Origin of the sequence: Catenulispora subtropica (assembly GCF_039531675.1) — a bacterium.
GTDB lineage: Bacteria > Actinomycetota > Actinomycetes > Streptomycetales > Catenulisporaceae > Catenulispora > Catenulispora subtropica.
This window is the reverse complement of sequence record NZ_BAAAQM010000037.1, coordinates 1-26,946: the sequence shown is the minus strand read 5'-3', so window position 1 is coordinate 26,946 and position 26,946 is coordinate 1. Positions and strand designations below refer to the sequence as shown.

Sequence of the window (26,946 nt, the reverse complement as noted above, 5' to 3'; positions counted from 1 at the left end):
AAGTGCGTGCCGGTTGAGTGGCCGCCTACTGGCTTTCGAGGATCCTCTTCAGCACCGTGAGGTTCTTGGCGACCGCGTGTTTGACCGGGGCGCCGCCGATCGCCGCGATGGGCTTGAGGGCCCCAGGCGCAGTGAGATGGAAGACGTTCACGAGCCGAGTGGTGTACCGGTCGAGCGGCGTCAGTTGATAGGAGGTGGTTCCGGTGAACGGGCCGAAGTCGCCCTCCATGGTCAAGAGCTTCGGCGGCTCGTACGCGGTGATGCGAAAGTGCTCCTCGGCCGGACGCGGGATCGTCCGGGTCTGGCGGTAGGTCGCACCGACACTGATCGGCCCGGGGGACGTCTTCTCGGTGTGGCTGAGCGCGTAGTTCCAACGCGGCAGGTTCTCGGGCTGCGCGAGATAGGCGAATACATCGTCGACCGGCGCGTTGATGCTCAGAGTGTTGTCGAATCGCATGGTTCTACCTTCCGTGGTGATGTGGCCGGTTGATGTCAGGCCGCTGTCAGCCGAGATCAAGGCGCTTGTTCAGGGCCTCTCCGGAGGGCAGGGCATCGATGAGGTTGTGCAGGAACGCGAGAACCGCATCGGTGTCCAAGTCCTGGGCGGCGCCGTCGATGAAGCTGTAGAGGTCCTCCTCGATCCCGGCGATCGCGGTGGCCAGGCGTTCGCCCTCGGGAGTGAGAGTGAGCTGGAGGTAACGGCGGTCTTCGGCGTCGGTGCGGCGCTCGACCAGCCCGGCCGCGACGACCCGTTCGACCAGCCGGCTGGGGTTGGTGCCGCTCTCGCACACCAGGAGCTGCCCGAGCCCGTTGAGGGTCAAGGTGCCGTGCTGCTGAAGCAGACGCAGCACCTCGGCCTGCGACGCGGTGATGCCATGGGGTTTGAGGGCCTGGGCCAGCAGACGGTTGCCTTCGCGCTGGGCTGCCAGGATCGCGAACCGCAGATGTTCGGCCTTACGCATCGGCGGGCTCCCGGGCACCGGACAGGCAGGGGATGAAGACGAGTGTCGGGGAAGCTGCGTTCACGAGGAATACATTACACGACACATGTGTCATGACATATGTAAGCTGGGTCACACTCTCCGGTGGCGCGGTGAGTCGGTCAGTGGATGTCGGCTGCGACGATGACGCCGTTCTTGACGGTGTACGTGCCGGCGAAGAACTTGTGGGTTCCGTCGGTCTGTGTAGCGTCCAGCTGGATCGTCACGACGTCGCCGGACGTCGCGATGATCGTGACGTTGTCCGAGCTGGTGGTGGCGAACCCCTGCACGAACGAGTCGTACGACCCGCCCTGCAGGTTCTTGCCGCCGAGCGCCCAGGCCAGGGCGTAGTCGTGCGCGTTGATCGCGGCGAAGTACTGCTGGACGACCGTCTGGGGACTGCTCGCGCTGGTGGTCGGCGGTGGCGGCGCCGCCGGCGTGGTCGGGGCGGCCGGCGTGGGCGTCGCGCCGGCCGTCGGCGGGGAGGTGGCCGGCGGCTGCCCGTTCCCGATCTGCCACTCACCGGTGGCGCTCTGCGCGCCGATGATGGTGAACTGCGTCTGCGCGATCTTGTCACCGGCCGGGACGGCGAACGTGACGAACCCCAGGGCCGTATCCCCGGGGGCGAGGTTCACGCTGGCAGGCATCTGTGCCCCGGCAGCCGTCGCCGTCACGATCTCAAGCTGCATGGTCTGCCCGGCGGCGTCCTTCGCGGAGATCTCCGCCAGCGGAGCGTCCTGATACGGCCCGGTCCCCGAGTTCACGATCCGGAACTGGATGGATTCGAACCGGTCGCCCGCGGGCGGCGTTTCGTACGGGTTGCTCGGCGCATCCGGGTCGACGACTTTCGTCACGGTCACCGCGATGTTCTTCCCGGTCGTGCTGTCCGAGAGCTCGATGGTGTCACCGACGCCCGCTTTCCTATCCGACGGCGCGGACGATGTGGGCGGTGTGGTGGCCGTCGACGAAGTCTGCGCCGGGGCGGTGGACACATGGGACGAAGACCCACAGCCGACCGCCAGCACGGAGACCCCGACGGAAGTCACGGCGACGATGCCCGAGCGCTTCATGCGACACCCCTCCTCGAGAGTTCGCATTCATGCCGAGTGGGACACTCGCTCCTTCAAAGTCTGGTACCGCCGACCAGGCGCTGGTGTGATGCCTCACCAGGGCTTCCGCCATGTAGGTGATAGTGGCGTATCCGCGACGGCACGGCCACGTGACGCCGCCGGGGACGCCCACGGCCTGGCCGCCTCAAGCGGTGAAGCGCTCGACGTAGCGCCGTTGCCAGGGCGTTTCGACGGCGTGCGGGTCGTAGTGCCGACGCACGAAGGCCACCGCCTGGCCGGGCGGGATCCCGTCGAGAACGGCGATGCACGCCAACGCGGTGCCGGTTCGTCCGCGGCCGCCCGCACAGGCGACTTCGACGCGCTCGTCCCCGGCCCGATTCCAGATCTCGACGAAGACCTCCCTGGCCAGGACGCGATCGGCGGGCAGCCGAAAGTCGGGCCAGCGCACCCACCGGCTGTCCCACGCGACCGCAGGCGGCGGTTTTCCCAGAAGATAGACGCCGAAGTTCGGCGTTGCTCCTGGCGGCAGGGGTCTGCGGAGGCCGCGACCCCGCACCGAGCGACCGGACGGCAAGCGCAGAATGCCGGCGTCGGAGACGTCCCACAACTCAGCCATGGAGCCAGTGTGACCGGGCGCCTCGCCCCGGCGCCGGGCGCCTCTCCGCGGGCGCCGAGCACCTCGGCCATAGACCGAGCACCTCGCCCCGACGCCGAGCCTCTCGCTGACGCCGAGCACCTCGCCCGACGCCGAGCGTCTCGCCGAAAGTCGACGCGACCCGCTGGATCCGCCGGCGTCGAGCCGGCCATAGCGTGCCGCGATCGCCGGGTTCGGCGATCTCCCGCCCACAGCGCGACGCCGCGGCCCCAACGCCCGCTCTCCCAGGTGGCCACCGGCATGCCGGGCCCCGTCATCGGTGGCTGGCACAATTCGTCATGTGATCCCAGCCGGTGCGAAGACGACGCGCGACCTGCGTCGCCGCAGTCGTGCCGCCCTCCTGTCGTCGGTCTATCTCGGGCAGGCGGCGAGCCGGCCGGAGCTGGTGCGGCTCACGGGGATGAGTTCGGCGGCGGTCAGCAACGTCGTCACCGGGTTGATCGCCGACGGGCTGGTGGCCGAGGCCGGGTCGGTGGACTCCAACGGCGGGCGGCCGCGGACCGTGCTCGCGGCCCGGCCCGGATTCGGTCACGTCGTCGGGGTGGACATCGGGGAGACCCACATCCAGGTGGTGCTGTTCGACTGGACGCTGTCCACGCTGGCCACCACCACGCACGAGATCCGCGTCGGACGGCTCGACCCGGAGGTCGTGGTGCGTCTGGTCGTGTCCGGGGTCCGATCGCTGCTGGACACCACCGGGGTCGCCTCGGAGGGGCTGCTCGGCATCGGGGTCGGCGTGCCGGGTTCGGCGCAGGAGGGGGAGCGGGGCGTCGTCCACGCCCCGACGCTCGGGTGGTCCGGCGTGCCGCTGGGCGACGTGCTGCGGGCCGAGCTCGACGTGCCGATCCTCATCGACAACTGCGCGCGCACCCTGGGACAGGCGGAAGCCTGGCGCGGCGCCGGCCGGGAGGCCCGGCGCGCCGTCGTCGCGCTGTGGGGCGTCGGGGTCGGAGCCGCGATCGCGGTGGGTTCGACCCCTGTCACGATCGGGTCCAGTGCGACCAGCGAGTGGGGCCACGCGGTCATCGCCGTCCGGGGTCGCGCGTGCCGCTGCGGGTCGCGCGGGTGTCTGGAGGCGTACGTCGGCGCGACCGCGATCCTCGACGCCTATCTCGAGCACCCGGCCGCGCGCCCCTTCACCCAGGACGGGACCGAGGCGCGGATGGCGGAGCTCGTCCGGCGCTCGGCGCCCGGGGACGACGAGGCGGCCGCCGCGACGCTCGACGACGTCGCCGAGTACCTGGGCATCGGGGTCGCCAACCTCGTCAATCTGATCAACCCCGACCAGGTGATCCTGGCCGGCTGGGTCGGCGAGCTGCTCGGACCGCTGCTGCTGCCGGCGATCCGGGCCGCCGCGCAGCGCCACGCGCTGTCCTACCTGTTCGACCAGACCCGCATCGGCCTGGGTGAGCTGGGGTCCGGCGCCGTCGCGCTCGGGGCCGCGACTCTTCCGGTCGCCCGGTTGCTGGCGACCGGCGGCCGGCCCGAGGACTGACTCCGTCAGAGTCCTGATCCACCCCGCGCCGCCGGCGAACCTGGCTTCCGGCTCGGTCTCCACCGCGGCGCGACATTGTCAGCCGTCGATCACTTCGCCGCGGCGTGCCCGTCGTCGGGGCCCAGTCGCTGCACGGCGGCCTGATCGACGGCGTCACGAATGCCACGTTCCGCTGCCGGCCCGTCGATGACGAGACGCGCGCGAAGACCGAGCGCATCGCCGAGGTCTGCCACGAGCACGGCGTGCCCACCGCGGCCGTCGCCCTCCAGTTTCCTCTCGGCCATCCGGCGGTGCGGTGTGTTCTGACCGGCCCAGCCACTCGCGAGCAACTGGAGGAGAACTTGGCCTGGGCTGCGTTGCCGATTCCCCCGAGCGTGTGGGTGCACCTCCGCGATGACGGCCTGCTGCCCCGGGAGGTGCCTGTGCCTTCGCTTGATCACTGAATACCGGTCAGAACACGGTCAAGTGCCGCCCGGCCAACAGGTCCCCAGTGAGCCTTCCCGCCGGGAAGACCCCGATCTCCATTCTGTCCCATGAGCATCAAGAAAAGGCTCTTCATAGCGGCCAGCCCGCGGGCGCGCCGGATCGTCGCCTCGTCTGCCCGCGCGTACTTGTCGAAGAACCGTGAGGCCATGCCCGAAGGCAGCAACACCCACGCGGCAGCGAGGTCCCACGCCGGATCGCCGGCGAACAGGTCGCCGAAGTCGACGATGCCCGAGAGCGTTCCGTCCGAGACGACGACGTTCGCGGGATGGAGGTCGCCGTGCACCCACACCGGCGGGCCCTCCCACCCCTGCGCCGCGACGGCGTCGCTCCAGACGGCCCGGACGTCGGCAGCGAGGTCGTCGAGCGCAACGGCCTGGAGAAAGTGCTCGAAGCCGTCCGTGCAGTTCCTGGGATGGGCACCGCGGTCCCTGCCAATCGGCGCCTCGGCGGGCGCTTCCACATGCAGCGCCTGGAGGAAACCCGCCAAAGTCTCGGCCGCGTGGGCACCGCGGCTGATCGAGCCGTGGTCCAGCGGCTCGCCGGGAACCCATGTCATCACGGTCCAGTGCTTGGGGAAGCGTTCGGACGGTTCGCCGAACCGCACCGGGGTCGGCACCGGCAGCGGCAGCAGCGGAGCCAGCACAGGCAACCACTGCCGCTCCTTGAGCTGGAGCTCCGGGGTGCGGTCCATGCGTTGCATGCGCACGGCCAAATCCTCGCCGAGACGCCACATCTGATTGCCCCAGCCGCCCGGCACTTCACGGATGGCCAGCTCCGCAAGATCTGGATGTTGCTCCTGCAGGAGGTCGCGGACCAGGTCTGCGGTGATCTCGGTCTCGGTGCCAGTCATACGACGCCACAGTACTGAGGTGGCTGCCGGGGTAGACGCTCAGAGCGCACGCCAGCTGCTCGGCGTCGTCCCGCTCAGGGCCCGGGAGTGTTGAGACTACTGGAAGACAGCGCGGCGAAGGTGACAGGCAACGCGGTCAAGGCGTGTTGACGATGGTCGGGCTTCCAGGGCAGTTCCTCGCCCGGGATGGCGAGCGCGAGGTCCGGAAGCCGGTGGAACACAGTCCACAGCGCGGTTCGTACCTCCATCCGTGCGAGCGGAGCGCCGAGGCAGTAGTGCGGTCCGTGACCGAAGCCGAGGTGGCCGTTGGCGGTCCGGTCGAGGTCGATCTCGTCGGGGCTGGTGACGTGCCGCGGGTCGCGGTTGGCCGAGGCGATCGCGAGCAGGACGGTGTCCCCCGCGGGTACGGTCCGCTCGCCGAGACGGAGGTCTTCGAGAGGGAAGCGGCGGATCGCCGTGAGCATGGGTCCGTCGCGGCGCAGCAGTTCCTCGACGAGGGCGGCCATGCGGGGCGTGTGGGGGTCGGGTTCGGCACGCACGAGGTCCGCGAGTCGCGGCTCGGTGAGCAGCGTCGCGATGCTGTTGGCGATCAGGTGCACCGTCGTCTCGAAGCCTGCCCACAGGATCAGGAAGGTCAGGGAGGTCAGCTCGTTCTCGGTCAGCCGGTCGCCGCCGTCGCGTGCGGTGATCATCGCCGTGAGCAGATCGTCGGCCGGATCGGCGCGCTTGCGTTCGATCAGGTCCACCAGGCAGGCGTGCAGGCCGGCGACGAGTTCACGGGTGGAGGGTCTGTCCGGATCGTTCGGAGTCATGAGCGAGCGGGTGTAGTCCTGGAAGGCGGCGCCGTCCGACTCCGGGATCCCGAGCAGGTCGCAGATGACGACAACGGGGACCGGAACAGCGAGCTGTGCGACGAGATCGGCGCGGCCGACCGGCGCGATCGCCCTCACGAGCCGGTCGACAGCGGCCTGGACGCGCTCCCGTTGAGCCTTCACACGGCGCGGGGTGAAGGCCGAGGCGACCAGCCGGCGCAGTCTCGCGTGCGCCTGGTCGTCCACGTTCATCAGGTGCTCGTCGAGGGCCGGAGGCAGACCGAAGCCCTGATAGCCGTGGCGTGAGTTGCGCGCCTCGATGGACATGCGCGGATCGGAGAGCAGCGCCTTGACATCGGCGTAACGGCTGATCACCCACACCCGTCCGCCGCTCGGCTTCACTGCTTGGTGGACACCGCCGGTTTCGCGCAGCCGCGCATACGCGCCATATGGACATCCGGACAGGTGCGGGGCCATCTCAATCGGTTCGGCGAAGGGCTGAACCTCGTTCACGCTACCTCTCATCTCGCGAAAGGAGAGCTGCGATCTCGGCGATCGGCCGGCCTGAGTGCAGTCCGAGCAGATCCGCGATCAGGTCGTTCAGCGGTGGCCAGGGAATGTCCCCGTGGTCGTTGTAGAGGCTGACCAGACCGTGCAGCGCGGTCCACAGCAGGAGACCGGCCTGCCACGCCTGAGCGTCGGTGGACCGCGTCCGGTCCGGGTCCGTGACGTCACGGAGGGCGGTGACGACCGAGCCGAGCAGTTCCGCCCCGGCCCCGTGGGCCGATCCGGGGACGAGATCGGCCGGCATCCGGCCGCCGAACAGGGTCCGGTAGGAACCCGGCTGTTCGACGCCCCAGTGCACATACGCCGCGCACCGGCCGACCAGCGTGGCGAGCGGGCCCGTGGCCGATTCCGCGGCCTGGTCCATGAGCTGGGCCAACTCGTCGTAGCGCAGGCGCAGGACGTGCTCGATCAGGGCGCTGAGGTCGGGGAAGTGGCTGTAGATGCTGGCCGGGGCCACGCCGACCTCCCGGGCCACCTGGCGGAGGGTCAGCGTCTCGGGCTGCTCCAGCGTCGCGAGCAGGTGCGCTGCGGCTTCCACGAGCTGGGCCTTCAGCAATCGCCCTTGTCCGCGCGGGTTGCGGCGGCGGGCCGGGGCCTGCTCCGCGGACGCCATGGTGACCCCTTCCGACCTGCTCGAACTGTTCGTCAGCGGCCACCCAGCCTACCGGCCCCGGGTCCGTGGGCGGCGGGGAAGGGGGTTTGACACCCGCTAACCAACACTTGTTTACTTACGTAGCCAACAGTTGTTCAGTTAAGGAGGACGACCATGCGCATCGCGGTACTCGGCGCGTCCGGCAAGGTCGGCGGCCTGCTCGTCGGCCAAGCCGCCGAACGAGGCCACCACGTCGTGGCGCTCGTGCGGGACCCGGACCGCTTCCCCGGACGGCCGGGCTTCGGGCAGGTCGAAGTCCGGCAGGCGGATGTCACGTCCCCGCACACCTTCCCCGCCCTCGGTGATGTCGACGCCGTGGTCTCGGCGATCGGCATCAGCAAGGGCGACGGCCCCGGCGCGTTGGTCGCCGCGGCCGAGGTGCTGGCCGCCTCCGGCGTCCGCACCGTGTGGCTGGGCGCGCTGGGCTCGGGCGCCTCCGTCGGCGCCGGCGGCCGTCTCTACCAGGTGATCATGCGAATGGCCGTCGGCAGGGAACTGGCCGAGAAGGCCGAAGCCGACCGCATCGCCCTGCAGGCCGGTGCCACCGTGGTCCACGCCCCGGATCTCGGCGGCGGACCCGTCGCCTCCGGACGCCGCATGGTGCCGCTCGCCGAGTACCGACGTCCTTTGCTGCCGCCGAGGATCTCCAGGGCCACGGTGGCCGCCCTGATGGTGGACGAGGCCGAAACCGGCGGCCACGCGAGCGCGATCGTCGTCCCGCTCAGCTGACCGCACGGCCCCGCTCGACGGCAGGACCGTCAACAAGTCGTCAAGCGCGGTGGGGGCCGGACATCAAGGACACGACTCAGGATCGGTGGAGTCGTCTTCACCACCTGATGAGGGAACTGACATGGCCACGCTCCTATACCGCCTCGGCGCCTTCGGCGCGCGACGACGGCGCACGATGATGCTCGGATGGCTGATCGTCCTCGCGGCCGTCGCCGCCTCGGGCATCACCTTCGGCGGCTCACTCCAGAACACCAAATCCATCCCCGGCTCCCCGGCCCAGACCGCGCTGACGCGGATGGACCAGCACTGGCCGAGTCCACACAGCCAGTCCGCGCAAGTCGTCTTCCAAGCACCGGCCGGCCACCGGCTGGCCGAGCCCGGCCTCCAAGAGCCGATGCACGCCAGCCTGGCCGCCGCCGGCCGGGTGCCCGGCGTGACAGCAGTCGGCGACCCGGCCGCGAACGGCATGATCTCGCCCGACGGCCGGACCGCGGTGGCCGACGTGGACTTCGGCACCGCCGAGGACGAAGACGTCCCGGCGGCGACACTGGACGCTCTGAAAGCCACCGGCGACACCGCACGCGCCGCGGGGCTGACGGTCGTCTACGGCGGTGCCGCTTACGTCCCGACCGACGCCCCGATGGGGCCGACGGAGCTGATCGGCATCCTCGTCGCCCTCGCCATCTTGGTCGTCACCTTCGGATCGATGCTGGCAGCCGGGATGCCGCTGCTCACCGCCGTCCTCGGTGTGGTCGGCAGCATGATGCTGATCCTGATCGCGGCCTCGGCGGTCGGCGTCTCCGAAAACGCCCCCACCCTGGCGATCATGCTCGGCCTCGCCGTCGGCATCGACTACGCCCTGCTCATCGTCTCCCGGCACCGCGCCCAACTCGCCGGGGGAATGGCCGTTCCGGAATCGGTGGCGAGGGCCACCGCGACCGCGGGCGGCTCCGTGGTCTTCGCCGGGGCGACCGTGCTCATCGCGCTGGCCGGATTGTCGGTCGCCGGGGTACCGATGCTCACCTCCATGGGCCTGGCCTCGGCCGGTGCCGTCGCGATGGCCGTGATCATGGCCCTGACGCTGCTGCCGGCCCTGCTGGCCGGCCTCGGACGCAGGCTGGTCCCCAAGCCCGGCTCCAGGGCGGCCGGTGTCACCCACCCGGACAAGACGACCATCGGGACGAAGTGGGTCGGCGCCGTCCTGCGCCACCCGGTACGCAATCTGATAGTCGTGACCGTCGGGCTCCTGGCCGTCGCGGCGCCAGCTCTGCGGTTGCAGACGTCCTTGACCGACGAAGGCTCGAACCCGACGTCGACCTCCACCCGGCAGGCGTACGACATGATCGGCCGAGCCTTCGGGCCTGGTGCCGACGGACCGCTGGTCGTCCTCATCGAGAACACCGACGCGACGACCACCGCCGAGGCCGCCGCCGCGGCCGAGAAGGACCTCCACGGTGTCCCCGGCGTGGCCGACGTCAGCGGCATCGACGTCGCGCCCGACCACACGGCGGCCCGGATCCGGGTCATCCCGGCGACCGGACCGCGCAGCCCCGAAACCAGCGATCTCGTCTCCCGCCTGAACGCCGCCGTCGCACCGGTCGCCCGGCAGCACGGCGGCCGCGTCGCGGTCACCGGCCAGACGGCGGTCAGCATCGACGTCGCCACCAGGCTCAGCGGCGCACTGATCCCCTTCGCGGTGGTCGTCGTGGGCCTGTCGCTGCTGCTGTTGACGATCGCCTTCCGGTCGGTCGCCATCCCGGTCAAGGCCACCGCCGGATTCCTGCTCTCGGTCGGCGCGGCCTTCGGCGCGACCGTCGCGGTCTTCCAGTGGGGCTGGCTCGCGGGCCCGCTCGGCGTGCCCAGCCTCGGCCCGGTGGCCAGCTTCGCCCCCATCATCGTCATGGCGGTGCTGTTCGGCCTGGCCATGGACTACGAGGTGTTCCTGGTCTCCGCGATGCGCGAGGACTACGGGCACCGCCGAGATGCCCGCGGGGCCATCCTCGTCGGGGCCCGCAACGCCTCCCGCGTCGTGACCGCCGCGGCCCTGATCATGATCGCGGTCTTCCTCACCTTCGTGCTCGGCAAGGATCCCGACGTCATGCCGATCGCCTTCGGGCTCGCCTTCGGTGTCCTCGTCGACGCCTTCGCGGTGCGGATGACGCTGGTGCCCGCGGTGCTCGCGCTGCTCGGCGACCGGGCCTGGTGGCTTCCGCGCCGTCTGGACCGCTGGGTGCCCCACGTGGACGTGGAAGGGGAGAGCCTCACCGCGGCGCTCGGCGACGCGGCTCGCACCACGGTCGGCGACGAGCTGCGGACAGGGTCCGCGGCCAGATGAACGACTCCGGCGAAACCGACCGCGTCCTGGTCATCGACGACGACCCCGGTATCAGGCGCCTGCTGATCTCGGCGCTCGGCTTCGTCGGATTCGCGGTGGACGCGGCGGGCGGCCTCACCGACGCCCTGGCGCGGGTCGCCCGCCGCCCGCCCGACGTCATCGTCCTGGACGTGATGCTCCCCGGAGCGGACGGCTTCGAGATCCTGCAGCTGCTGCGGAACCGGGGCGTCACGGTGCCCGTGCTCTTCCTCACCGCCCGCGACGCGGTGGAGGACCGGGTCCGCGGTCTGCCCCTCGGCGGGGACGACTACGTCACCAAGCCGTTCAGCGTCGTCGAGGTCGGCGCGCGCCTGCAGGCGTTGTTGCGCCGGGCCCGCGGCGGCCTGCCCGTCGAGCAGGAATCGACGCTGCGGTGCGCGGATCTGGAGATCGACGACCTGCGCCACGAGGTGAGTCGCGGCGGGGAACTCATCGATCTGTCGCCCACGGAGTACCGGCTGCTCCACTATCTGATCGCCCACCAAGGCCAGGTGCTGTCGCGGTCCCAGATCCTGGAAGCGGTCTGGCACTACGACTTCGGCGGCGACTCGGTCGTCGTGGAGCGCTTCGTGTCCAACCTCCGCCGCAAGATCGACCACGGCCGCGATCCGCTGCTGCACACCGTCCGCGGAGTCGGATACACCCTGCGGCAGCAGGCCGCCCGATGAATCCCGCGGATCTGCACGGGCGCCTGCGCCCGTCCCGGGCCGGCGTCCGGCTGCGGATCCTCGCCGGACTCACCGTCCTGCTGGCGACCGGGCTGACGGCCAGTTCGGCGACCGGCGCGCTGCTGATGGGGGACTACCTCCACAAACGCTACGTCCACACTCTGCAAGACAGTGCCACCCGCTTGGAAGCCGTCATCGCCGAAGGTCCCCAGGTCGCCGGGGGCGACCAGCTCTCCGCGCTGCTGGGACCGCCGCTCGGCAGCATCGCCGTCGACGCGCGGGACCATGTCCTGCTGGCCGGCGGCGCAGCCGATCTCGCTCCTGAGGCCCTGGTCCGCGCCACCGCCGCGGTTCCCGCGGGCCACGTCGTCGAATTCGACGACGCCCCGGGCGGCGACGACCTCAGCGCCATCCGCATCGCCAGCCCCGGCGTCACCCTGATCCGGACGGACGGGTCCAGGGTGCGACCAGCCGCCGTCATCCTGGTCATCGACACCTCCGTCGACGACTCCACCACCGACACCCTCTTCGCCCGCCAAGCGGCCATCGTCGCCGGCGCCCTGGTCCTGCTGCTCGTCCTCGCGGTCCTCGTCCTGCGCCTGGGACTGCGGCCGCTGGCCACGATGGCCGACACCGCCGACGCCATCGCCGAAGGACACCTCAGCGAACGCCTCCCGATCCGCGGCGACCGCAGCGAGACCGACCAACTGGCCGAAGCGGTCAACCGGGCCTTCGACGCGCAGTCCCGAGCCGAGGCCACCGTCCGCTCGCTGGCCGCGGACACCTCCCACGAACTGCGCACCCCGCTGGCCACCATCTCCGGCTGGCTGGACCTGCACCGCCAGGGTGGACTCACCGGTCCCCGCCTGGACGCCGCGCTCGGCCACATCGAGAACGAGGTGGGCCGCATGCGCCTGCTGGTCGAGGACCTCTCCCTGCTCGCCCGCCTCGACGCCGGCCGCCCCCTGGACCGAGCCCCGGTCGACATGACCGTCCTGGCCGCCGGCGTCGTGGAGGACGCACACGTCATTCACCCCGACCGCGCCGTCACGCTGACCGCCGCGGGCCCCGCCCTGGTGGCCGGAGACGCCGCGCGCCTCCAGCAAGTCCTGCGCAACCTGGTCGGCAACGCCGTCCAGCACACCCCCGCCGGCACCGCTGTGCACGTCACCGTCACCACGACCCCGGACACGGTCCGGATCGACGTGGCGGACGACGGTCCGGGCATCGCCGCACAGGATCTGTCGCGCGTCTTCGAACGGTTCTGGCGCGCCGAGGCGAGCCGCAGCCGCGCGTACGGAGGATCCGGCCTGGGTTTGGCCATCGTCGAGGCGATCATCCACGCCCACCACGGCGAGGTCACGGTCGCTTCGACCGTCGGCGTCGGGACCACCGTCACCGTCCGACTCGACGCTGAGCCGCGGCTCACTCGCAGACCGCGGATGTGAATCGCATCGTGGCCAGATCGACGGTGACCTTCATGTGCCCCAGGGCCCCGCTGGTCACCGGGTGCCCGGAGGGGGAGGAGGTCAGCTCGACGACGGCGGTGTCGCCGGTGATGGTCGCGGTGTCGGCGCCGATGCTGACGGCAGGCGTCGCCGAGCACTCCAGGGGCTGGGCGCCGGTGCCGGTCACAGCAGCCTGATAGGCGGCGTCGGAGGCGAAGTACGCCTTCATGCCGGAGGCGTCGGCACCGAACGGCTTGAGGGCCAGCAGGTAGGCGTAGTCGTTGAACAGGTCTCCGACGAAGGACTGGACCTGACTGTCGGAGTAGGCGCCGCCGGGGGTGAGCGGCGGTACCAGCTGGCCGAAGCAGTAGACCCAGGCCACTCGCGAGGCGGCGGCGTCGACGGCTACCGACATGTTGACCTGGTTCGTCCCGCCGGAGTTGAAGTACCACTGCGCGCCGGTGGTGGTGGCACCCGGGGCGTACACGGCGTGCCAGTAGGTCATAGCGTCCTCGGCGCACAGGGCCTGATCGGCGTCGACATCGGGCCGGGTGAACTTGGCGAAGGCCGGCGCCAGGTATTCGTCCTTCAAGGCTTTGGTCTTGTCATCGGCTTCGGGGTCCGTGGCCGATGCGGCCACACTGCCGTAGAAGCCTGCCAGGACGTCCGCGCCGGGCAGGTTCGGCGCGGCCGGCGGCTGGCAGGTGACGCCGGTCAGCCGCCCAGCCGGGTCGGCGGTGACCAGGGCGGTCGCGACCGGTGTGGTCCCGGTGTAGAGCGTCACTGGGATCGTGACGGCGCCGGCGGATGAAGCGGGCGCGCCGATGATCGCGCCGTCGACGACCGTCTTGCCGGCGGCCTTCCCGCAGCCGATCGGCGCCTCGATCCCGCCGCCGCCGTGGATGCGGCTCATGGCGGTGGCGTCGGCGTAGTAGCGCGTCAGGTCGTCCCCGAAGTCCTTCTTCGGGATACCGGTCTTGGCGGCGGCGCCATCGCGTTCATAGTCGTCCAGGACCATCAGGAGATTGGTACGCGCGACGTCGGGCCGCCCTGCCTCGGCCTGGACGGCAGCGGCGGCGGTCGAAGGTTTGGTGGCGGGAGGTCGACTGGCATGGCTACATCCGGCGAGGGTCGCGGCCGTGAGAACGGCGAGGGCGATACGACCGAGTCCGGCGATGGCTGGTACCTGATGCGTCCCCATTGCGTCGAAGCTAGGGCAGCCGGTAGCGCATGCCAAGAGAAGATGCGAGGCGACATCCGGTCCCAGGCCCTGCGCAGGCTCGACGAGGTCCGGGAAGTCTTCGCCGCGGTGAAGATACTGGTTGTCACCGCATCAGGACTCATTGATACTAGGCGTTCTCCTCGCCGGCGGGCGCCGGGCAGCCGAGGGCTTCATGGAAGGGCACCGCCTGTGGACTCGGGTTCCGTTCGCACCAGCACGCTCGGCGAGTCGCACGCGACCTGGCGGTCGGTGTTGCTGGGCCGGCTCCGCACCCCGCGCACCGACCACCGTGTCTATCTGCGTGGCGGCCCCGTGCTGCTCGAGCCGCGCTTGAGCGCTCCTCCAGCCGCCACCAGCACAGAGGTCCAGGTCCCGGTGGCGGGCGGGGGCACGGCATGGTTCCGGATCTCCGGCGACTACGAACTCGTCGAAGGCCGCCCGCGCCGCGTCTTCGAGTACGTCGGCGGCGAGGCGGCCAGCTGAAGGAGCGCGGATCTGGGAAATCAGTGCGCGCCGTTCACGCCGAGCTGCGTCAGCAAGGTCTCGTTGTCCTCGATGTGCCAGTCCTCGATGATCTGGTCGGTGCCGACGTGCTGGATGTCGATGGCGTTGAAGTCGATCGTCTGACCCGCGCCTTGTATGCCGTTGAAGGTTCCGGTGAAGTGCCCGCGGAACACCAGGCGTGCGGTGATCTTGTCGCCGGTGATGAGGACGTCCGCCAGCTCGCAGCTGAGATCGGGGACGGCGGCCCGGAAGTTCTTCGAGGCGAACAGCGGTCCGGACGGTCCCTGCGGCCGTCCGGACGGCAGGGTGTTGTCACGGAAGGCCGGGCTGACGGCGGCATCGAGATACTGGGCCTGCCCGGTGTTCCAGAAGGTGTAGAGCTGCTGTGCCAGCCGGACCTCCAGCCGGGCGCGCCGCTCTCCGATCGAGCGGTCGACGGTGAGCGCCTTCGGCACCACCAGGTCGCCGGACGAGTCGACGAGCTTCCACGGCCACGAGGTGTTCTGCTTCGTGCCGTGGTGAGACTCCGCCGCGGTGGCCACTCCGGATCCGGCAGCGGTGAGGGCGAGCGTGGCGACGGCGGCGAGGGCGAGCTTCTTGGACATGTCAGTGTTCTCCTTGTATTCCTTGTATTCCTTGCCGGATTCTTGGACGGCCTGGCTCAGACGAGCCGGCCGCCGCCGTCGACGTGCAGCACGGTTCCCGTGACGTAGGGGTTGCCCATCGCGAAGAACACCGCGTCGACCAGGTCGTCGACGGCCCCGACGCGCCGCGCCGGGTTCCGCTCGGCGACGCCGCGCAGGAAGGCCGTCTTGTCGGCGCCGAGGCCGTCCCAGGCACCGGTGTCGACGATCCCCGGTGAGACGGCGTTGACCCGCACTGGCGCGATCTCCACCGCGAGGGCCTGGACCAGGAAGGCCAGGGCGCCGTTGGTGGTGGCCATGACCGTGCGGTTCGGCGCCGGGCGCCAGGCGGCGACGCCGGAGAAGAAGGTGAACGACCCCGCGGGGTCCGCCTGCGCGGCCAGGTGCTTGGCCAACAGCAGGGGACCGATCACCTTCGCGGCGAAGGCGCGCTGGACCGCGGCGGCCTCGAGATCGGCCAGCGGGCCGTTGGCGGGCATCGCCGCTGTGGACACCAGATGGTCGAAGCGGCCGACCTGGTCGGCCAGCGCGGCGATCGACGCTTCGTCGGTCAGGTCGAGTTCGGCGATCTCGGCCTCCCTCGGCAGTTCCGCGGCGACCCGCTCAAGCTTTCCGCGGTCCGGCCCGGCCAGGACCACGGCGGCACCGGCCTGGGACGCGGCATGGGCCAGGGCGCGGCCGGTATGGGCGCCGGCCCCGACGACGATGAGCCGCTGACCGGCGAGGGGGATGTTCTGAGGCATGGCTGGGCCACTCCGTTCGAGAAGGCGTTCGGGCGGCCGTTCGGCCGTACTCCGACCTTGCCGCAGCCACTACGGATCAGTCCAAGTCATAGTTTCTATAATTGAGATAAAATGCGTTCATGACCACTCTTCGCCAGCTCGAATACCTGGTCACCGTCGCGGAGACGGGCTCCTTCACGCAGGCCGCGGAGCTGCTCCTGGTGACCCAGCCAGCGCTGTCTCATCAGATCCAGGCTCTGGAACGGACCCTCGGCGGTCCCCTCCTCGAACGCCTGCCGCGCCAGGTCCGGCTGACACCGCTCGGCCGTGCGGTGCTGCCGCATGCGCAGAACGCCCTGGCCGAGGTCGAGCGGCTCCACGGTGTCGCGCGCCGGACGTCCGGACTGGAGGAGGGCGAACTCGAGGTCGCGGTCATCTACTCGGTGAGCCTCGGCATCCTGCCGCCGGTGCTCCAGGAATGGCGGCGGCGTCACCCCCGGGTGCGGATCCGGCTCCGGGAATACTCGCACGCTGACACGCTGCGCGCAGCGCTCCAGGCCGGCAAAGCCGATCTGGCGATCGGACCGGAGCCTGACGGCTGGGACGGCCCGATGCGCACCTTGGGCGTGGAAGAGTTCGTCGTCGTCCTCGCCTCCGACGACCCCCGAGCTTCCACCGGCGCCGAGCGGATCCCCCTGGCCGACCTCGCGGATCGCGACTGGGTCCACTTCGCGCCGACCAACGGTCTGGCCGAGGTCCTCGACCACGCATGTGCCGCCGCGGGCTTCACTCCCCGCGCCGCCGTCCGGGCCGAACAGACTCCCGCGGCCCTCCTCCTCGCGGCCGCCGGCCTCGGCCCCACCCTCCTCCCCGCCGACATCGTCCCGCCCGACTTCGACGGCGTAGCGCTGCGCCCGGACCCACCGGTCCGCCGCCGGCTCGCCGTGTACTTCCGCACGGGGCCGGACCCCCTGGCGACCGCGTTCAGCGCCTTGGTGGCCGAGCACGCGGGTCCGGCTCTGTCACGGCTGTCGTAGCGACCAGGGGTCGCGCGCCGGCCGTCCGTCCTTCCTGCTGCCCACGTCCATGGCGGCTCGGTCCTCACTCGCCACGGAGCTGGGTTCGCGCCGCAGTCAACAGCGAGGCCGGACGGCCGTGGGCGGCGGCGATTCCACGCTCCCTACCCCTTCTTCGCGTGGATATGCACTAGTTGCGAAGATTGGTCGCTGATGAGTTTGATGACGTCGTCCAGTGGTCACCCGGCGGCTGACGGACTGCCGAACGGAGGGCTCCGATGTCCAGGCTCGACAAGCGCTTCCTCAGCATCTACTTGAACGACCACCTGGCCGGGGCGACGGCCGGTAGCGCCTTGGCACGGCGGATGGCGCGTTGCGCGGGCGACCCGACCGAGCGCGACCGGCTCGAGAAGGTGTGCCGGGAGATCGTCCAGGACGGTCGGTCGCTGCGCGACATCATGCGGCGGCTCGGCGTCCGCGTCGATCCGATCAAGGTCGCCCTGGCCTTCGCCGCCGAGAGAGTGGGTCGGCTGAAGCCGAATGGCCGAGTCCGCAGCCGGTCGCCGCTCAGCGATCTGATCGAGGTGGAGGCCATGTCCGTGGCGGTCTCGGGAAAACTCGCCGGATGGACGCTGCTGCGCGAGATAGCCCCCTCGGAGGACCGCCTCGACATCCGGGACCTCGAACGGCTGATAGGCAGAGCAGAGGGGCAACTCGTCGTCCTGGAGAGGATCCGCCTTCGCATCGGGGCAGCTGTCCTGGGCGCCGTTTCAAACCATCGCTCGCGGTGACAATGGCCCGGTCGCGGATATGGCCGCCACGCTCACGCGGACCCTCGGCGAACCGGTGCAATACGTGCCCATGGCTCCGGATGAGTTCCGCCGGCAGGACTTTTCCGGCATCGCGACCGGCTCCGCGAAGCTCTCGGCGTCTGAGCGCGCGATGACAACGAAATAGCCGCCGGGTAGACGCGGCAATCGAGAGATGACGCTCAGCGAAATCCGCTGAGCGTCATCTCTCGATTGTTCACCCCGATGGTGCCGGTCACCAGCGCCCGTACCAGCGACGTCGGCCTCCGCCGGCCGCTGCGCCGCCGCTCATGCCGAATCCGACCAGCCAGGCCACGAACACAATCACAGCGATCCACCACAGTGCGTGCACCGCGAAGCCGGCGCCACCAAGGATCAGAGCCAGCAGAAGCACAAGAAGTATGACACCCATGGGGTCTCCTCCTTAAGGTCGACATTCTCTGCGTTCCCCTATGACCATTTCCTTCAGGATGAAACAGGGGACAGCCAACGGCGCAAAGGTTTACAGTTGGCCCGATTGGCAACACGGACGCCCACGGCACCACGGCACCACGGCACCACGGCACCACTTCTGGCAATGAGAGCCGATCTCCATGACACGATTCGGCTTGCTCAGCAGTCTCACTCCGACGAAGTGTGGGATTGCTTCCTTCAGTGAGGCTCTGCGCGACCATCTTCTGGAGGCGCGCCGGGCGACCGGGTCGACGTCGTGGTCATCCAGCACGAGTACGGCATCTACGGCGGACGCGACGGCGAGGAGGTGCCGCAGGCCGTTCAGAACCTGGTACCGAGCGGAGCCGCCATGACCGTGCCGCGACCGTCCCGCGATTCTGTCCTGGGGACTGCTCGGCCACGGTACCGGGTGCCGGCGGACCGCCTGATCGCGGCCGACACCCGCTACCTGCCGCGTGGATGACCACCGCGAGGCTCTGACCACGCCGGTCTACACGTCCCCTGACCGCGGTGCACGCCGCGTGTCCTGGCCAGAGCCCTGCGACAGTGGTTCGCCTTACAGCGCGTGGCCGCCGCCCGCGGTGGCGTCGAGCGGCTCGTAGACAGGCCTTTTGAGGGGCGCCGTCCCGCACCGTGAAGAACCCGACAAACGGCGCACGGTTTGAGCCCGAGGACGTCGGGCACAGGGAGCCCTCACCGTCGGAGACCAGGGCCGTCGGCGGCTGTGGTGATCTGTGCGGGGCCGGTGTGGCCCCTGATCGCCGCACGGGCGATCAGACCGTTTCGCACCGCTATCGCCGGGTCACAAGGGCGCAGAAGCACGACGTATCAAGCTCTGGAATCCCGATGGTGAGGAATCCAGACCCTCGAGAAAGGCGGGAGCCACTATGGGTGTCGGCGACAAGATGAAGCACGCGGCCGAGGACCTGAAGGGGAAGACCAAGGAAGCGACCGGCAAGGTCACGGGCAACGACGAACTCCGCGACGAGGGCCGGTACGACCAGGACGAGGCGCACGCCAAGCACGCCGCCGACAAGGCGAAGGACACCGTGGAGAACGCGGGCCGGCAAGCCAAGGGCAAGGTCCGTGAAGTCGCCGGTGCCGTCACCGATGACGAGGGCCAGGAGGTCAAGGGCAAGGCCGAGCAGGAGGCCGCGAAGGTCAAGCAGCACCTCAACAAGTAGATGACGACGGCTCCGGGCAAACCGCCCGGGGCCGTTGTGCGGAGCGCCCCGCGAAAGGAGTCCCCGTGGACGGGATCGTGTTGCTGAAGGAAGACCACAAGCAGGTCAAGCGCTTGTTCCGGGAATTCGAGAAGGTGAAGGACAAGGGAACCGCCGCTGCGAAGCGCAAGCTGGTGGATCAGATCCGCAGCGAGTTGGTGGCCCACTCCTTCATCGAGGAGACCATCTTCTATCCCGCTGCCCGGAGACAGGCTCCTGACAGCAACGACGATGTGTTGGAGTCGGTCGAGGAACACCATGTGGTGGCCTGGCTGCTTTCGGAGCTGGAAAGCCTGAGCCCGAAGGACGAGACGTTCGACGCCAAGGTGACGGTGCTGATCGAAAACGTCCGCCACCACATCGAGGAAGAGGAGAGCGAACTGTTCCCCGAGGTACGCAAGGCCCTCGGGCGCTCCAGGCTGGTTGAGACCGGCGAACAGATGGCGGCGGCCAAGTCCAAGGCGCCCACCGACCCGCTGGCACTGGCCTCCGCGAAATCCTGACCCCGGAAGACACACCACTGCGAGCGCGTTATGACCCGGACAGCCTTGATCGTCATCGACATGATCAACGCCTATGACCGCGAAGACGCCGATCTGCTGGTGCCTTCCGTGCGGGGCGTGGTTCCGGTGCTGCACAAGCTGCTGGAACGGGCTCACATCGTCCTGTCCGGTCAGGTGACCGAACAGTGCGTGCTGTACTCGGCCCTGGACGCGCAGGATCTCGCCGGCGAGGAGTCCACGGCGAAGGACTTCCGCACGTGGCACGCCACCGTTCTGGCCGCTGTGGGCCTGGCGGTATCCGAGCCGGTGTCGCCGGCGGCCACCGCCCGGCGGCGCGCAGTCAGCCGGGCGGTGACGGAGGCGGCGGAGTACCTGGGCAACACCCCGGCCGTGTGCCGGGCGAGCTACATCGATCACCGGGTGATCGACAGATACCTCAACGGCGAGACGGTGCCGCTGCGCTTGGGGGAGTTGGGGCGGGCGACACCGCAGGGCAACCCTGCGACGCATGGTCATGCCGAGCGTGCCGTACTCAGGATGCTACGAGACTCGGATTAGCGCGCAACGCGCTGCGCTCAGCCTTCCAGCTCTCCAGCAGCAGGTTTCCCAGCGCCGTCTCGGTGAAGCCGGAAGCGGCCAATCCGAAGGCCACGTCCGCCTCGAGGTGGGGCTCGTCGCGAAGCAGACCGTCGAGGACCCCTCTGCGGACCAGCTGTTCATGAACGGCGTCGGCTTCGACGTGCTCGTCGTAGAAGCGGTAGCCGGCCTCGGCGACGTCATGCCGCTTGAACGCCTCGACCAGGCGGGCGGACGACGGCGAGGACGCGATCTCCACCCTCGCGAACTGTCCGAGCAGCGCGCCGCGGTGTGCCCGGTGCAGGCCGAACAGCGACATCAGGTTCACCACCGCCATCGCCTGCCACGGTGCCGCGTCCACTTGGGCGCCGTAGGCGGCATCGAGGCCCCACGCCCTCATCATGTCCGCGAACAACTTCGCGTGGACCCGTTCCGGACGACCGCCGCCGTATTCGTCGTACTGCAGGGCCACCAGGACGGACTGGGCGTCGCCGTGCGTGCGGGGGATCGCCCAGCTCTGGGGGTCGGCCTCCTTGAGGTGGTAAAGCGAGCGCGCCGCCAGATACTCCTGGATCTGCCACCGCTGCCCTTCGTCGCGGAGGAAACCCGACGTGCTGCCCTCGCCGTCCGAGGGTGCGAGCAGCCGGCTGACCTGCGCGGTGGAGTCGGGTACGGCTCCGAGCTCGGCGCGCAGCCGATCCAAGAACGCTCGTTCAAGAACGGCTCGCCGGGCCAGCAGGTCCGGATTCCATTCCCATCCGTCGTCCACGTCGCGAAAGCCGCGGTAGTGCAGTTCGTAACAGATGTACAGCGCGAGCTGGGCGTCGTCACACAGGACGTCGGGGACGGCGGGGAGATCGGGAAGCGGCCCAGGTTCCGCCCGCAGGGCGGCTGCCAGCGCCTCCGACGCCGGCCCTCGCGCCCTTGGCAGGTGTGGCTTGTTCGAGGCGATGCCCATGGCGGCCCTTCGGCAGGATTGAGATCGGAACGTACTTCCGCCTCATGACCGATCGCCCTGCCGTCATGCGTCACGATCCGTGCGGATGTCCGGTCCAGGGGCCGCCCCCGACGACTGAGGCGTGGTGTGGTGCCTGCTCAGGATCGGAGCGCCGGTCAGGTCAGGGTGGTCCGGGCGGCGAGATCGTCGACGACGTCCTCCAGGCGACCGCGTCGCCGGTAGACGGCGCGCTGCCGCTGAGCTCCGGTGTCGTGGTGGGACATCCGCTGGAGCAGCTCTTCGACGAGCCGCATCTCGTCAAGGGCTTCCAGGGCCGGCGCCGCCTTCTTGAGCAGAGCCCTGACACCCGCCGACAGCGGCATCGCCTCTCCCGTGAACGGATGCCTCCAGATCCCGGACAGTCCCAGGGCGGCAGCCTGGTGGTGATCCTCACGGAGCGCGGCGTCGTCCGTCCGCGGGGCCTGTACGCCGTCTCGGGCGTCGGCGAGGAACGCCATCGCCAGCGCGCGGGTCAGCGTGGCCACGAGGAGCGCCATGTCGACGTCGGCGGCGACGTCGGCGACCCGGATCTCCAGGGTCGGCTGGTGGTCCGAGGGGCGGGCGTACCAGTAGATCATCTTCCGGTCGAGCAGCACGCCCGACGCGACCAGGTCGTCGGCCAGGCTCTCGTAGTCGGCGGCGGGGATCAGCGGGCTCGGTCCCATCGTCGGCCAGGCCTGCTGTTGGTAGTGCCGCCAACTCGCGCAGCGCCGGAACGTACCGCCGGCGAACGGTGAATTGACGGCCAGAGCCTGCAGAACGGGCAGCCACGGCCGGAGGTGGCCGGCGAGCGTCACGGCTTCACCGCACCCCAGCTCGCCGACGTGGACATGGCAGCCGCAGGCCTCGCTGTCGACCCCGCTGACGGCCGCCGCGTAGCGCTCGGCGAGCGCCTCGTAACGGGCGCCTTCGGTGATGGTGAACGGTTTGCCGGTCAGGACCGCGGTCCCGGAAGCGACGATCATGCAGCCCTCGCGCGTCGCCGCCTCAGCCAGGGCACGACGGCCCTCGACCAGGTCTTTTCGCAACTCCTTAACCTGCTTCGCCGGACGGGTGTGAGCTTCGATCTGGGTGGCGTAGAGCTCCGGTGCCACTCGCTCGCCCAGGCGGGGCGTGGCGAGTGCGCGTACCTCGGGAGCACGCGGAACGGTGATTCGGGTGGCGGGGTCGACGAGCATGAACTCTTCCTCCACACCGAGGGTCAGCATTTCGAGGGGATGGGGGTTTTTACGCGTCATGGCCCGTCTCCGTTCTCAGGCGAGCATCCAGCACCGTCTGGGGGGAGCCCAGCGTGGTAGCGCCCGTGTGCCCGAGTCAGCCACTGACAAACAGATGTCAAGGTATCTCTGGGGCTGAAAGGGCCTACTGGGATCATTGGGAGAGAGCGGGGGACGTGGGCACGCTGAGCATCGTGCAAGGCCCTGAGCACGCGGCTCGGTTCCGGCTGCCTGGAGCCGGAACCGAGCCGCGTGCTACTTCCTGCGCTGGAGAATCACATGGGGTCGTAGCCTTCCGAACTCCCCTTGGCTCCGGGGCCGACCTCGCCGCGCCAGGCACCGGTCTCAGTGGTACGGCTCTCGATGAAGTCCTTGAACCGCTCTGCGTCGGCCTTCACCCGCCGGGTGTCCAGCCCCACCGCGCTGCCGGTCTTCTCGGCCAGCCCTTCCGGCTCCCACTCCAGGTGGACCGTGACGCGGGTGTGGGCCTCGTCCATGCGCTCGAAGCGGACGTTACCCGCCTGCCGGACCTCGCCGCCCACGGTCATCCAGCTGATCCGCTCGTCGGGCCGCTGCTCCGTGACCTCGGTGTCGAACTCGCGGCGCACGCCCCCGACCTTGACCACCCAGTGGTTGCGCACGTCATCCAGCTGACGGACTTCCTCGACCCCGTCCATGAACTGCGGGAAGGACTCGAACTGCGTCCACTGGTTGTAGGCGGTGGTGATCGGGACGGCTACTTCTACGGAGGCTTCGACAGTGCTCACCGGTTTCACTCCTCTTCGCCAGCGGCAGTGGCCTGCGATACGGCCACCACGACAGTGAGGTCTCCGCGTGTGCCCTCCGTTCACCGGATAAAACGGGTTCTGTGTGCTGCTGAGGATCGCCGACGTGCCCGACGCCGCCGGTCGCATGGGCTCGGTGGACATGCGCCATGCGAGGTGGGCGAGGTCCACGACCGGGTGCTTCTGCTCCCGCGGCGTGATCACGGTGATGCCGTCCACGCCTCCCAAGATGAGAGGAAATTCATGCAATACAGGACGGCTGGAAGGGAGTGATCGGTGCCTAATCGGCGTACTCGGGGTCGCCGATCGCCGTGCGGCCCCGTAGACCGGAGGCATGAGCGACAACGACAAGCAGCTTCATCATCCCGGCGAGATCGTTCCGGAGTCCGGGATCTACGAGTGTGACTGCGGCAAGAACCACGAGTTCAACACTGATGTGAAGGGTCACCGTTTCCCGCCCATGCACCACGAGTGCAGTGGCGGCGGCTGGAAGCTGCGAGAAGCGACGCAGCACCCCGTGTGAGGACGCGGCGTGCCGCGGCGACGGCGAGCCGGCGGCGTCGCCGTGAGGCGATGCCGTCTTACGCCGACCGGCGGGTTGCCGACTTCGCCGTCTTCTTCTTGCTCTTGGGGTGCGCCGCGGCGCGCTTCTTCGGCTCCTCGCGCGTCATCTTCGCCTGTTCGACCGAGGCCTTCAACGCCGCCATCAGGTCCAGGACCTTTCCGCCGGCTTCCTCCGGCGGTGCGGGCGGCGTGATGACCTCCCGGCCCTCCGCCTTCGCGTCGATCGCGGCCAGCAGCGCCTCGCGGTAGTGGTCGGTGTACTGCTCGGGGTCGAAGTCGACCGTCATCTGATCGATCAGCGCCTGGGCGGCCGCCAGCTCGTCGGCCCCGGCACTGGATTCGGGGACCTCGACGGCCTCCCGGACCTCGTCCGGCCACAGCATCGTCTCCAGGACCAGCACCTCCTCGCGCACCCGGATCGCGGCCAGCCGCTCGCGCTCCCGGATGGCGATCTTCACGATGGCGGTCATGCCGGCTTTCTCGATGGCGTCGCGCAGCAGCGCGTATGCTCTGGCCCCGGCCTTGTCCGGCACCAGGTAGTACGACCCGGCGTACATGATCGGGTCGATCTGCTCCTGCGGCACGAAGGCCTCGACGGTGATGGCCTTCAACGTGGGGACCGGGAGCCCTTCGAAGTCGGCGTCGGTCATCACGACCATGTCACCGCCGGGCAGTTCGTAGCCGCGCGCGATGTCCGCCGTGTCCAGCTCTTCGCCGTCGATCTCGCAGACCCGCTTCTGTCTGATCCGGCCGCCGTCCTCGACGTGGTACCGGTGGAAGCGGACGGACTTGTCCTCGGTGGCCGCGTAAAGCCCGACAGGTACGTTGACCAGCCCGAACGAGATCGATCCACTCCACACCTTGTTGGTCGGCATGGGGCTAGTCTGCGGCCGCCGGCGGGCAGTCGCCACAGAAGCGGGACCGAGAGGGCCGGTGGCGAACCTGTGTTCGCCGCACCGTTTGACTTCGGACGAGACGGACAAGCGGAGTTTGGATCCCAGGATCGAGGGAGGAGCCCCCATGAACACCTCGTCGTCCCGCCGTCCCGTGGGCCCAGACCTCGGGGGCGCGGGGGAGATCGCGGCCCAGGATGACAGCCCTCTGACGCACCGGCCCGGCGGCTCTCTGCACCGCACATCGCTGCCTGCTGACACCGACGCGGTCCGTGCCGATCTGCCCGATGGCGGCGGCTCACCCGGTCACCCGGCGGACGGTTCGTGACATGCCCGGGCGGCCCGGTGCCGGCCCGAAGCGCTGCCGCACCGGCAGGTACTCAGCCCTCGGCGCCGTCGGTACCGGGAGCGCTGCACGATGAGCATCGGCGACCGGATCCACGCCCTCACCCGCCGCCTCGACACCTTCCAGCAACGCCACACCTGGCTGGCGTTCCCGGTGGCGGTGTGGCGCAAGCTCTCCGATGACCAGGTAGGCGACCTCGCCGCCCTGCTCACCTTCTACGCCTTCCTCTCCCTGTTCCCCCTGCTGCTGTTGCTCGTGACGGTGCTCGGCTTCGCGCTCCACCGCGATCCGGCGCTGCAACAGTGGGTGCTGCGCTCGGCGCTGGCGGACTTCCCCGTGATCGGCGACGAACTGCGCGGCGACATCCACGCTGTCGGCCGCGGGCCGGCCGGGCTGGTCGCAGGGCTGATCGGCTCCCTGCTCGGCGCGCGCGGACTGGCCGACGCCGCCCAGAACGTCCTGAACCGCCTGTGGGCCGTCCCCTACAACCGGCGCCCGGGCTTCCCCTGGTCGTGGCTGCGCAGCTACGGGTTCATCGCGGTGGTCGGCGTGGGCATGGCGGCCACCAGCCTCGTGGCGGACCTGGCCACCAGCCTCGTGGCGGACCTGGCCGGCGGCGTCGGCAGCGGGCCGCTCGCGATCGGCGCCCGCGCCGCGGCCCTGCTCGTGGCGCTGCTGATCGGCACCCTGACCTACTGGCTCGCGCTGCGCCTGGCGATCGCCGGCCAGGTCCGCGGCCGCGACCTGTGGACCGGTGCGCTGCTGGGAGCCGTGGGCTGGCAGATCCTGCAGACGATCGGCGGCTACTACATCACCCACCAACTGCGCCACGCCTCGTCCCTGTACGGCGCCTTCGGCCTGGTACTCGGCCTGATCGCCTGGCTGTACCTCCAGGCGCGCGTGACCCTGTACGCGGTCGCGGCCGACGTCGTACGGGCCCGCCGATTCTGGCCCCGCAGCGTGTTCCCGCCACCGACCACCATCGGCGACCGCAAGGCCTGGGCCTCGGCGATGGCGGCTCAGGACCGGTCACCCGTGAACGAGCCCCCGCCACGAATGAACGAGGAGGGGGACCGGCGATGACACAGCCCTCGATCGTCGGCCGACGACTAGGTTCAGCAGCGCCAAAAGAGTGAACACGGCCCGGCATGCCACCACGCTTCGTCCTAACAAATACTGCTCCTGATCCAATGGCGCCTACCGCCGCAGACCTTGCCGCGGCCGACCAGGATCAGGAGAAGCGATGAAGTTGAGGCTCCGTATCGGGCGGAGGACGCAGGCCGGAGACGCCGAGACCGACGAGGTTGGGCGCGGCGGCAGCCCTGCTGACTGCCCCCAGGAGCCGTTGCTCGCGCGCGCCGCCGAACCGCCACACGTACCACTTCCGCGTACGCCGAATCGGCGTGTCGTGCGCGTCGGCTCCTTCTGCCGCGCGAGCGACATCGGCCAGACCGCGGTGACCGATCTGGGGCGCGCGGTCCTGGCGGTCCGCGCCGGCCACTGCGGCCGATGGGTCTACGACGACCGCTGCGCCGAACCCTCTCGCAGCACGCCTGGCGCCTACATGACTACATGATCCACCATGCGTGCCGCCCGAGCCCGACCCCTCAGGCGGACCGTCCGGCTGAAGTACCGCTTCGGCATGTGTTGCCTCGCCAGGACCGGCCGAAGAGCGGTGAGATCGGG

30 protein-coding genes and 1 pseudogene are annotated in these 26,946 nt (G+C 69.8%); 16 read left to right on the top strand and 15 right to left on the bottom strand.

Annotated features, from left to right (window positions below):
- Positions 1 to 25: 25 nt before the first annotated feature.
- The 4 genes from ABD466_RS27710 to ABD466_RS27695 form a co-directional block, all read right to left on the bottom strand.
- Entirely contained in the window at positions 26 to 517 is a 492-nt protein-coding gene (locus ABD466_RS27710; RefSeq protein ID WP_344660123.1) for an SRPBCC family protein, read from the bottom strand.
- On the bottom strand, positions 504 to 962 hold the full coding sequence (locus ABD466_RS27705; RefSeq protein WP_344660122.1) for a MarR family winged helix-turn-helix transcriptional regulator: 459 nt from the start codon (positions 960 to 962) through the stop codon (positions 504 to 506). Before ABD466_RS27705 ends, ABD466_RS27710 begins: the two co-directional genes overlap by 14 nt.
- Before the next feature lie 140 nt (positions 963 to 1,102).
- Positions 1,103 to 2,050 carry a DUF4352 domain-containing protein gene (locus ABD466_RS27700; RefSeq protein ID WP_344660121.1) on the bottom strand — a complete coding sequence of 316 codons (948 nt, stop codon included), beginning with the start codon at positions 2,048 to 2,050 and terminating at the stop codon, positions 1,103 to 1,105.
- A 184-nt stretch (positions 2,051 to 2,234) separates the two neighbouring features.
- A complete protein-coding gene (locus tag ABD466_RS27695) occupies positions 2,235 to 2,666 on the bottom strand; it encodes a protein-tyrosine phosphatase family protein (RefSeq protein WP_344660120.1) in 432 nt (143 codons plus the stop codon).
- Positions 2,667 to 2,985: 319 nt separating this feature from the next.
- Between ABD466_RS27695 and ABD466_RS27690 the strand changes: the two genes are divergently transcribed.
- Entirely contained in the window at positions 2,986 to 4,200 is a 1,215-nt protein-coding gene (locus ABD466_RS27690; protein WP_344660119.1) for an ROK family protein, read from the top strand.
- A 104-nt stretch (positions 4,201 to 4,304) separates the two neighbouring features.
- A complete protein-coding gene (locus ABD466_RS27685; RefSeq protein WP_344660118.1) occupies positions 4,305 to 4,643 on the top strand; it encodes an aldo/keto reductase in 339 nt (112 codons plus the stop codon).
- Here ABD466_RS27685 and ABD466_RS27680 read toward each other — a convergent pair.
- From ABD466_RS27680 to ABD466_RS27670, 3 genes are all read right to left on the bottom strand, one after another.
- Complete coding sequence (locus ABD466_RS27680) at positions 4,637 to 5,536, bottom strand: aminoglycoside phosphotransferase family protein (protein WP_344660117.1); 900 nt, start codon at positions 5,534 to 5,536, stop codon at positions 4,637 to 4,639. The two genes, ABD466_RS27685 and ABD466_RS27680, sit on opposite strands and share 7 nt — an antisense overlap.
- A 74-nt stretch (positions 5,537 to 5,610) precedes the next feature.
- Positions 5,611 to 6,861: a cytochrome P450 family protein gene (locus ABD466_RS27675; RefSeq protein ID WP_344660116.1), complete on the bottom strand. Its 1,251-nt coding sequence runs from the start codon at positions 6,859 to 6,861 to the stop codon at positions 5,611 to 5,613.
- A 1-nt stretch (position 6,862) separates the two neighbouring features.
- Positions 6,863 to 7,528: a TetR/AcrR family transcriptional regulator gene (locus ABD466_RS27670; RefSeq protein ID WP_344660115.1), complete on the bottom strand. Its 666-nt coding sequence runs from the start codon at positions 7,526 to 7,528 to the stop codon at positions 6,863 to 6,865.
- Between the two features lie 153 nt (positions 7,529 to 7,681).
- Between ABD466_RS27670 and ABD466_RS27665 the strand changes: the two genes are divergently transcribed.
- The 4 genes from ABD466_RS27665 to ABD466_RS27650 all read left to right on the top strand — a co-directional run bounded on the left by ABD466_RS27665 (position 7,682) and on the right by ABD466_RS27650 (position 12,786).
- Positions 7,682 to 8,296 (top strand): NAD(P)-dependent oxidoreductase, encoded by a 615-nt coding sequence (locus tag ABD466_RS27665; protein WP_344660114.1) that lies wholly within the window; start codon positions 7,682 to 7,684, stop codon positions 8,294 to 8,296.
- 121 nt (positions 8,297 to 8,417) lie between these two features.
- Complete coding sequence (locus tag ABD466_RS27660) at positions 8,418 to 10,631, top strand: MMPL family transporter (RefSeq protein WP_344660113.1); 2,214 nt, start codon at positions 8,418 to 8,420, stop codon at positions 10,629 to 10,631.
- On the top strand, positions 10,628 to 11,338 hold the full coding sequence (locus tag ABD466_RS27655; protein ID WP_344660112.1) for a response regulator transcription factor: 711 nt from the start codon (positions 10,628 to 10,630) through the stop codon (positions 11,336 to 11,338). The genes ABD466_RS27660 and ABD466_RS27655 overlap by 4 nt, the downstream gene beginning before the upstream one ends.
- Positions 11,335 to 12,786, top strand: a complete 1,452-nt coding sequence (locus ABD466_RS27650; RefSeq protein WP_344660111.1) for a sensor histidine kinase — start codon at positions 11,335 to 11,337, stop codon at positions 12,784 to 12,786. Before ABD466_RS27655 ends, ABD466_RS27650 begins: the two co-directional genes overlap by 4 nt.
- On the opposite strand, the gene ABD466_RS27645 is transcribed toward ABD466_RS27650, so the two are convergent.
- Complete coding sequence (locus ABD466_RS27645) at positions 12,764 to 13,804, bottom strand: hypothetical protein (protein WP_344660110.1); 1,041 nt, start codon at positions 13,802 to 13,804, stop codon at positions 12,764 to 12,766. The two genes, ABD466_RS27650 and ABD466_RS27645, sit on opposite strands and share 23 nt — an antisense overlap.
- A 393-nt stretch (positions 13,805 to 14,197) precedes the next feature.
- Between ABD466_RS27645 and ABD466_RS27640 the strand changes: the two genes are divergently transcribed.
- Entirely contained in the window at positions 14,198 to 14,491 is a 294-nt protein-coding gene (locus tag ABD466_RS27640) for a hypothetical protein (RefSeq protein ID WP_344660109.1), read from the top strand.
- Between the two features lie 20 nt (positions 14,492 to 14,511).
- On the opposite strand, the gene ABD466_RS27635 is transcribed toward ABD466_RS27640, so the two are convergent.
- Together ABD466_RS27635 and ABD466_RS27630 are read right to left on the bottom strand one after the other, a co-directional pair.
- Complete coding sequence (locus ABD466_RS27635; protein ID WP_344660108.1) at positions 14,512 to 15,117, bottom strand: ester cyclase; 606 nt, start codon at positions 15,115 to 15,117, stop codon at positions 14,512 to 14,514.
- A gap of 56 nt (positions 15,118 to 15,173) precedes the next feature.
- Positions 15,174 to 15,899 carry an SDR family oxidoreductase gene (locus ABD466_RS27630; RefSeq protein WP_344660107.1) on the bottom strand — a complete coding sequence of 242 codons (726 nt, stop codon included), beginning with the start codon at positions 15,897 to 15,899 and terminating at the stop codon, positions 15,174 to 15,176.
- A 119-nt stretch (positions 15,900 to 16,018) separates the two neighbouring features.
- On the opposite strand from ABD466_RS27630, the gene ABD466_RS27625 reads away from it, so the two are divergent.
- Both ABD466_RS27625 and ABD466_RS27620 read left to right on the top strand, forming a co-directional pair.
- On the top strand, positions 16,019 to 16,915 hold the full coding sequence (locus ABD466_RS27625) for a LysR family transcriptional regulator (protein ID WP_344660106.1): 897 nt from the start codon (positions 16,019 to 16,021) through the stop codon (positions 16,913 to 16,915).
- A 257-nt stretch (positions 16,916 to 17,172) separates the two neighbouring features.
- Complete coding sequence (locus ABD466_RS27620; RefSeq protein WP_344660105.1) at positions 17,173 to 17,685, top strand: hypothetical protein; 513 nt, start codon at positions 17,173 to 17,175, stop codon at positions 17,683 to 17,685.
- Positions 17,686 to 17,938: 253 nt separating this feature from the next.
- On the opposite strand, the gene ABD466_RS27615 is transcribed toward ABD466_RS27620, so the two are convergent.
- Positions 17,939 to 18,115 carry a hydrophobic protein gene (locus ABD466_RS27615; protein WP_344660104.1) on the bottom strand — a complete coding sequence of 59 codons (177 nt, stop codon included), beginning with the start codon at positions 18,113 to 18,115 and terminating at the stop codon, positions 17,939 to 17,941.
- A 297-nt stretch (positions 18,116 to 18,412) separates the two neighbouring features.
- On the opposite strand from ABD466_RS27615, the gene ABD466_RS27610 reads away from it, so the two are divergent.
- The 4 genes and pseudogenes from ABD466_RS27610 to ABD466_RS27595 form a co-directional block, all read left to right on the top strand.
- A complete protein-coding gene (locus ABD466_RS27610) occupies positions 18,413 to 18,619 on the top strand; it encodes a hypothetical protein (RefSeq protein WP_344660103.1) in 207 nt (68 codons plus the stop codon).
- 424 nt (positions 18,620 to 19,043) lie between these two features.
- On the top strand, positions 19,044 to 19,340 hold the full coding sequence (locus ABD466_RS27605; protein WP_344660102.1) for a CsbD family protein: 297 nt from the start codon (positions 19,044 to 19,046) through the stop codon (positions 19,338 to 19,340).
- Between the two features lie 65 nt (positions 19,341 to 19,405).
- Complete coding sequence (locus tag ABD466_RS27600; RefSeq protein ID WP_344660101.1) at positions 19,406 to 19,882, top strand: hemerythrin domain-containing protein; 477 nt, start codon at positions 19,406 to 19,408, stop codon at positions 19,880 to 19,882.
- Positions 19,883 to 20,095: 213 nt separating this feature from the next.
- A pseudogene (locus tag ABD466_RS27595) lies at positions 20,096 to 20,440 on the top strand (DNA topoisomerase IB); the annotation flags it as partial.
- On the opposite strand, the gene ABD466_RS27590 reads toward ABD466_RS27595, so the two are convergent.
- From ABD466_RS27590 to ABD466_RS27580, 3 genes are all read right to left on the bottom strand, one after another.
- Complete coding sequence (locus ABD466_RS27590) at positions 20,415 to 21,416, bottom strand: iron-containing redox enzyme family protein (protein WP_344660100.1); 1,002 nt, start codon at positions 21,414 to 21,416, stop codon at positions 20,415 to 20,417. The pseudogene ABD466_RS27595 and the gene ABD466_RS27590 overlap by 26 nt on opposite strands.
- 155 nt (positions 21,417 to 21,571) lie before the next feature.
- Positions 21,572 to 22,693: a carboxylate-amine ligase gene (locus ABD466_RS27585; RefSeq protein WP_344660099.1), complete on the bottom strand. Its 1,122-nt coding sequence runs from the start codon at positions 22,691 to 22,693 to the stop codon at positions 21,572 to 21,574.
- Positions 22,694 to 22,947: 254 nt separating this feature from the next.
- On the bottom strand, positions 22,948 to 23,439 hold the full coding sequence (locus ABD466_RS27580; RefSeq protein WP_344660098.1) for an SRPBCC family protein: 492 nt from the start codon (positions 23,437 to 23,439) through the stop codon (positions 22,948 to 22,950).
- A 352-nt stretch (positions 23,440 to 23,791) separates the two neighbouring features.
- Between ABD466_RS27580 and ABD466_RS27575 the strand changes: the two genes are divergently transcribed.
- Positions 23,792 to 23,980: a hypothetical protein gene (locus ABD466_RS27575; RefSeq protein ID WP_344660097.1), complete on the top strand. Its 189-nt coding sequence runs from the start codon at positions 23,792 to 23,794 to the stop codon at positions 23,978 to 23,980.
- A gap of 58 nt (positions 23,981 to 24,038) precedes the next feature.
- Here the strand turns inward: ABD466_RS27575 and ku are convergent, their stop codons facing one another.
- Positions 24,039 to 24,896 carry a non-homologous end joining protein Ku gene (gene ku, locus ABD466_RS27570; protein ID WP_344660096.1) on the bottom strand — a complete coding sequence of 286 codons (858 nt, stop codon included), beginning with the start codon at positions 24,894 to 24,896 and terminating at the stop codon, positions 24,039 to 24,041.
- A gap of 145 nt (positions 24,897 to 25,041) precedes the next feature.
- Between ku and ABD466_RS27565 the strand changes: the two genes are divergently transcribed.
- Together ABD466_RS27565 and ABD466_RS27560 are read left to right on the top strand one after the other, a co-directional pair.
- Positions 25,042 to 25,242 (top strand): hypothetical protein, encoded by a 201-nt coding sequence (locus tag ABD466_RS27565; protein WP_344660095.1) that lies wholly within the window; start codon positions 25,042 to 25,044, stop codon positions 25,240 to 25,242.
- A 90-nt stretch (positions 25,243 to 25,332) separates the two neighbouring features.
- The gene (locus ABD466_RS27560) at positions 25,333 to 26,343 is read left to right on the top strand and encodes a YihY/virulence factor BrkB family protein (protein WP_344660094.1); all 1,011 of its coding nucleotides are present in this window, start codon (positions 25,333 to 25,335) and stop codon (positions 26,341 to 26,343) included.
- The last annotated feature ends 603 nt before the right edge of the window (positions 26,344 to 26,946 follow it).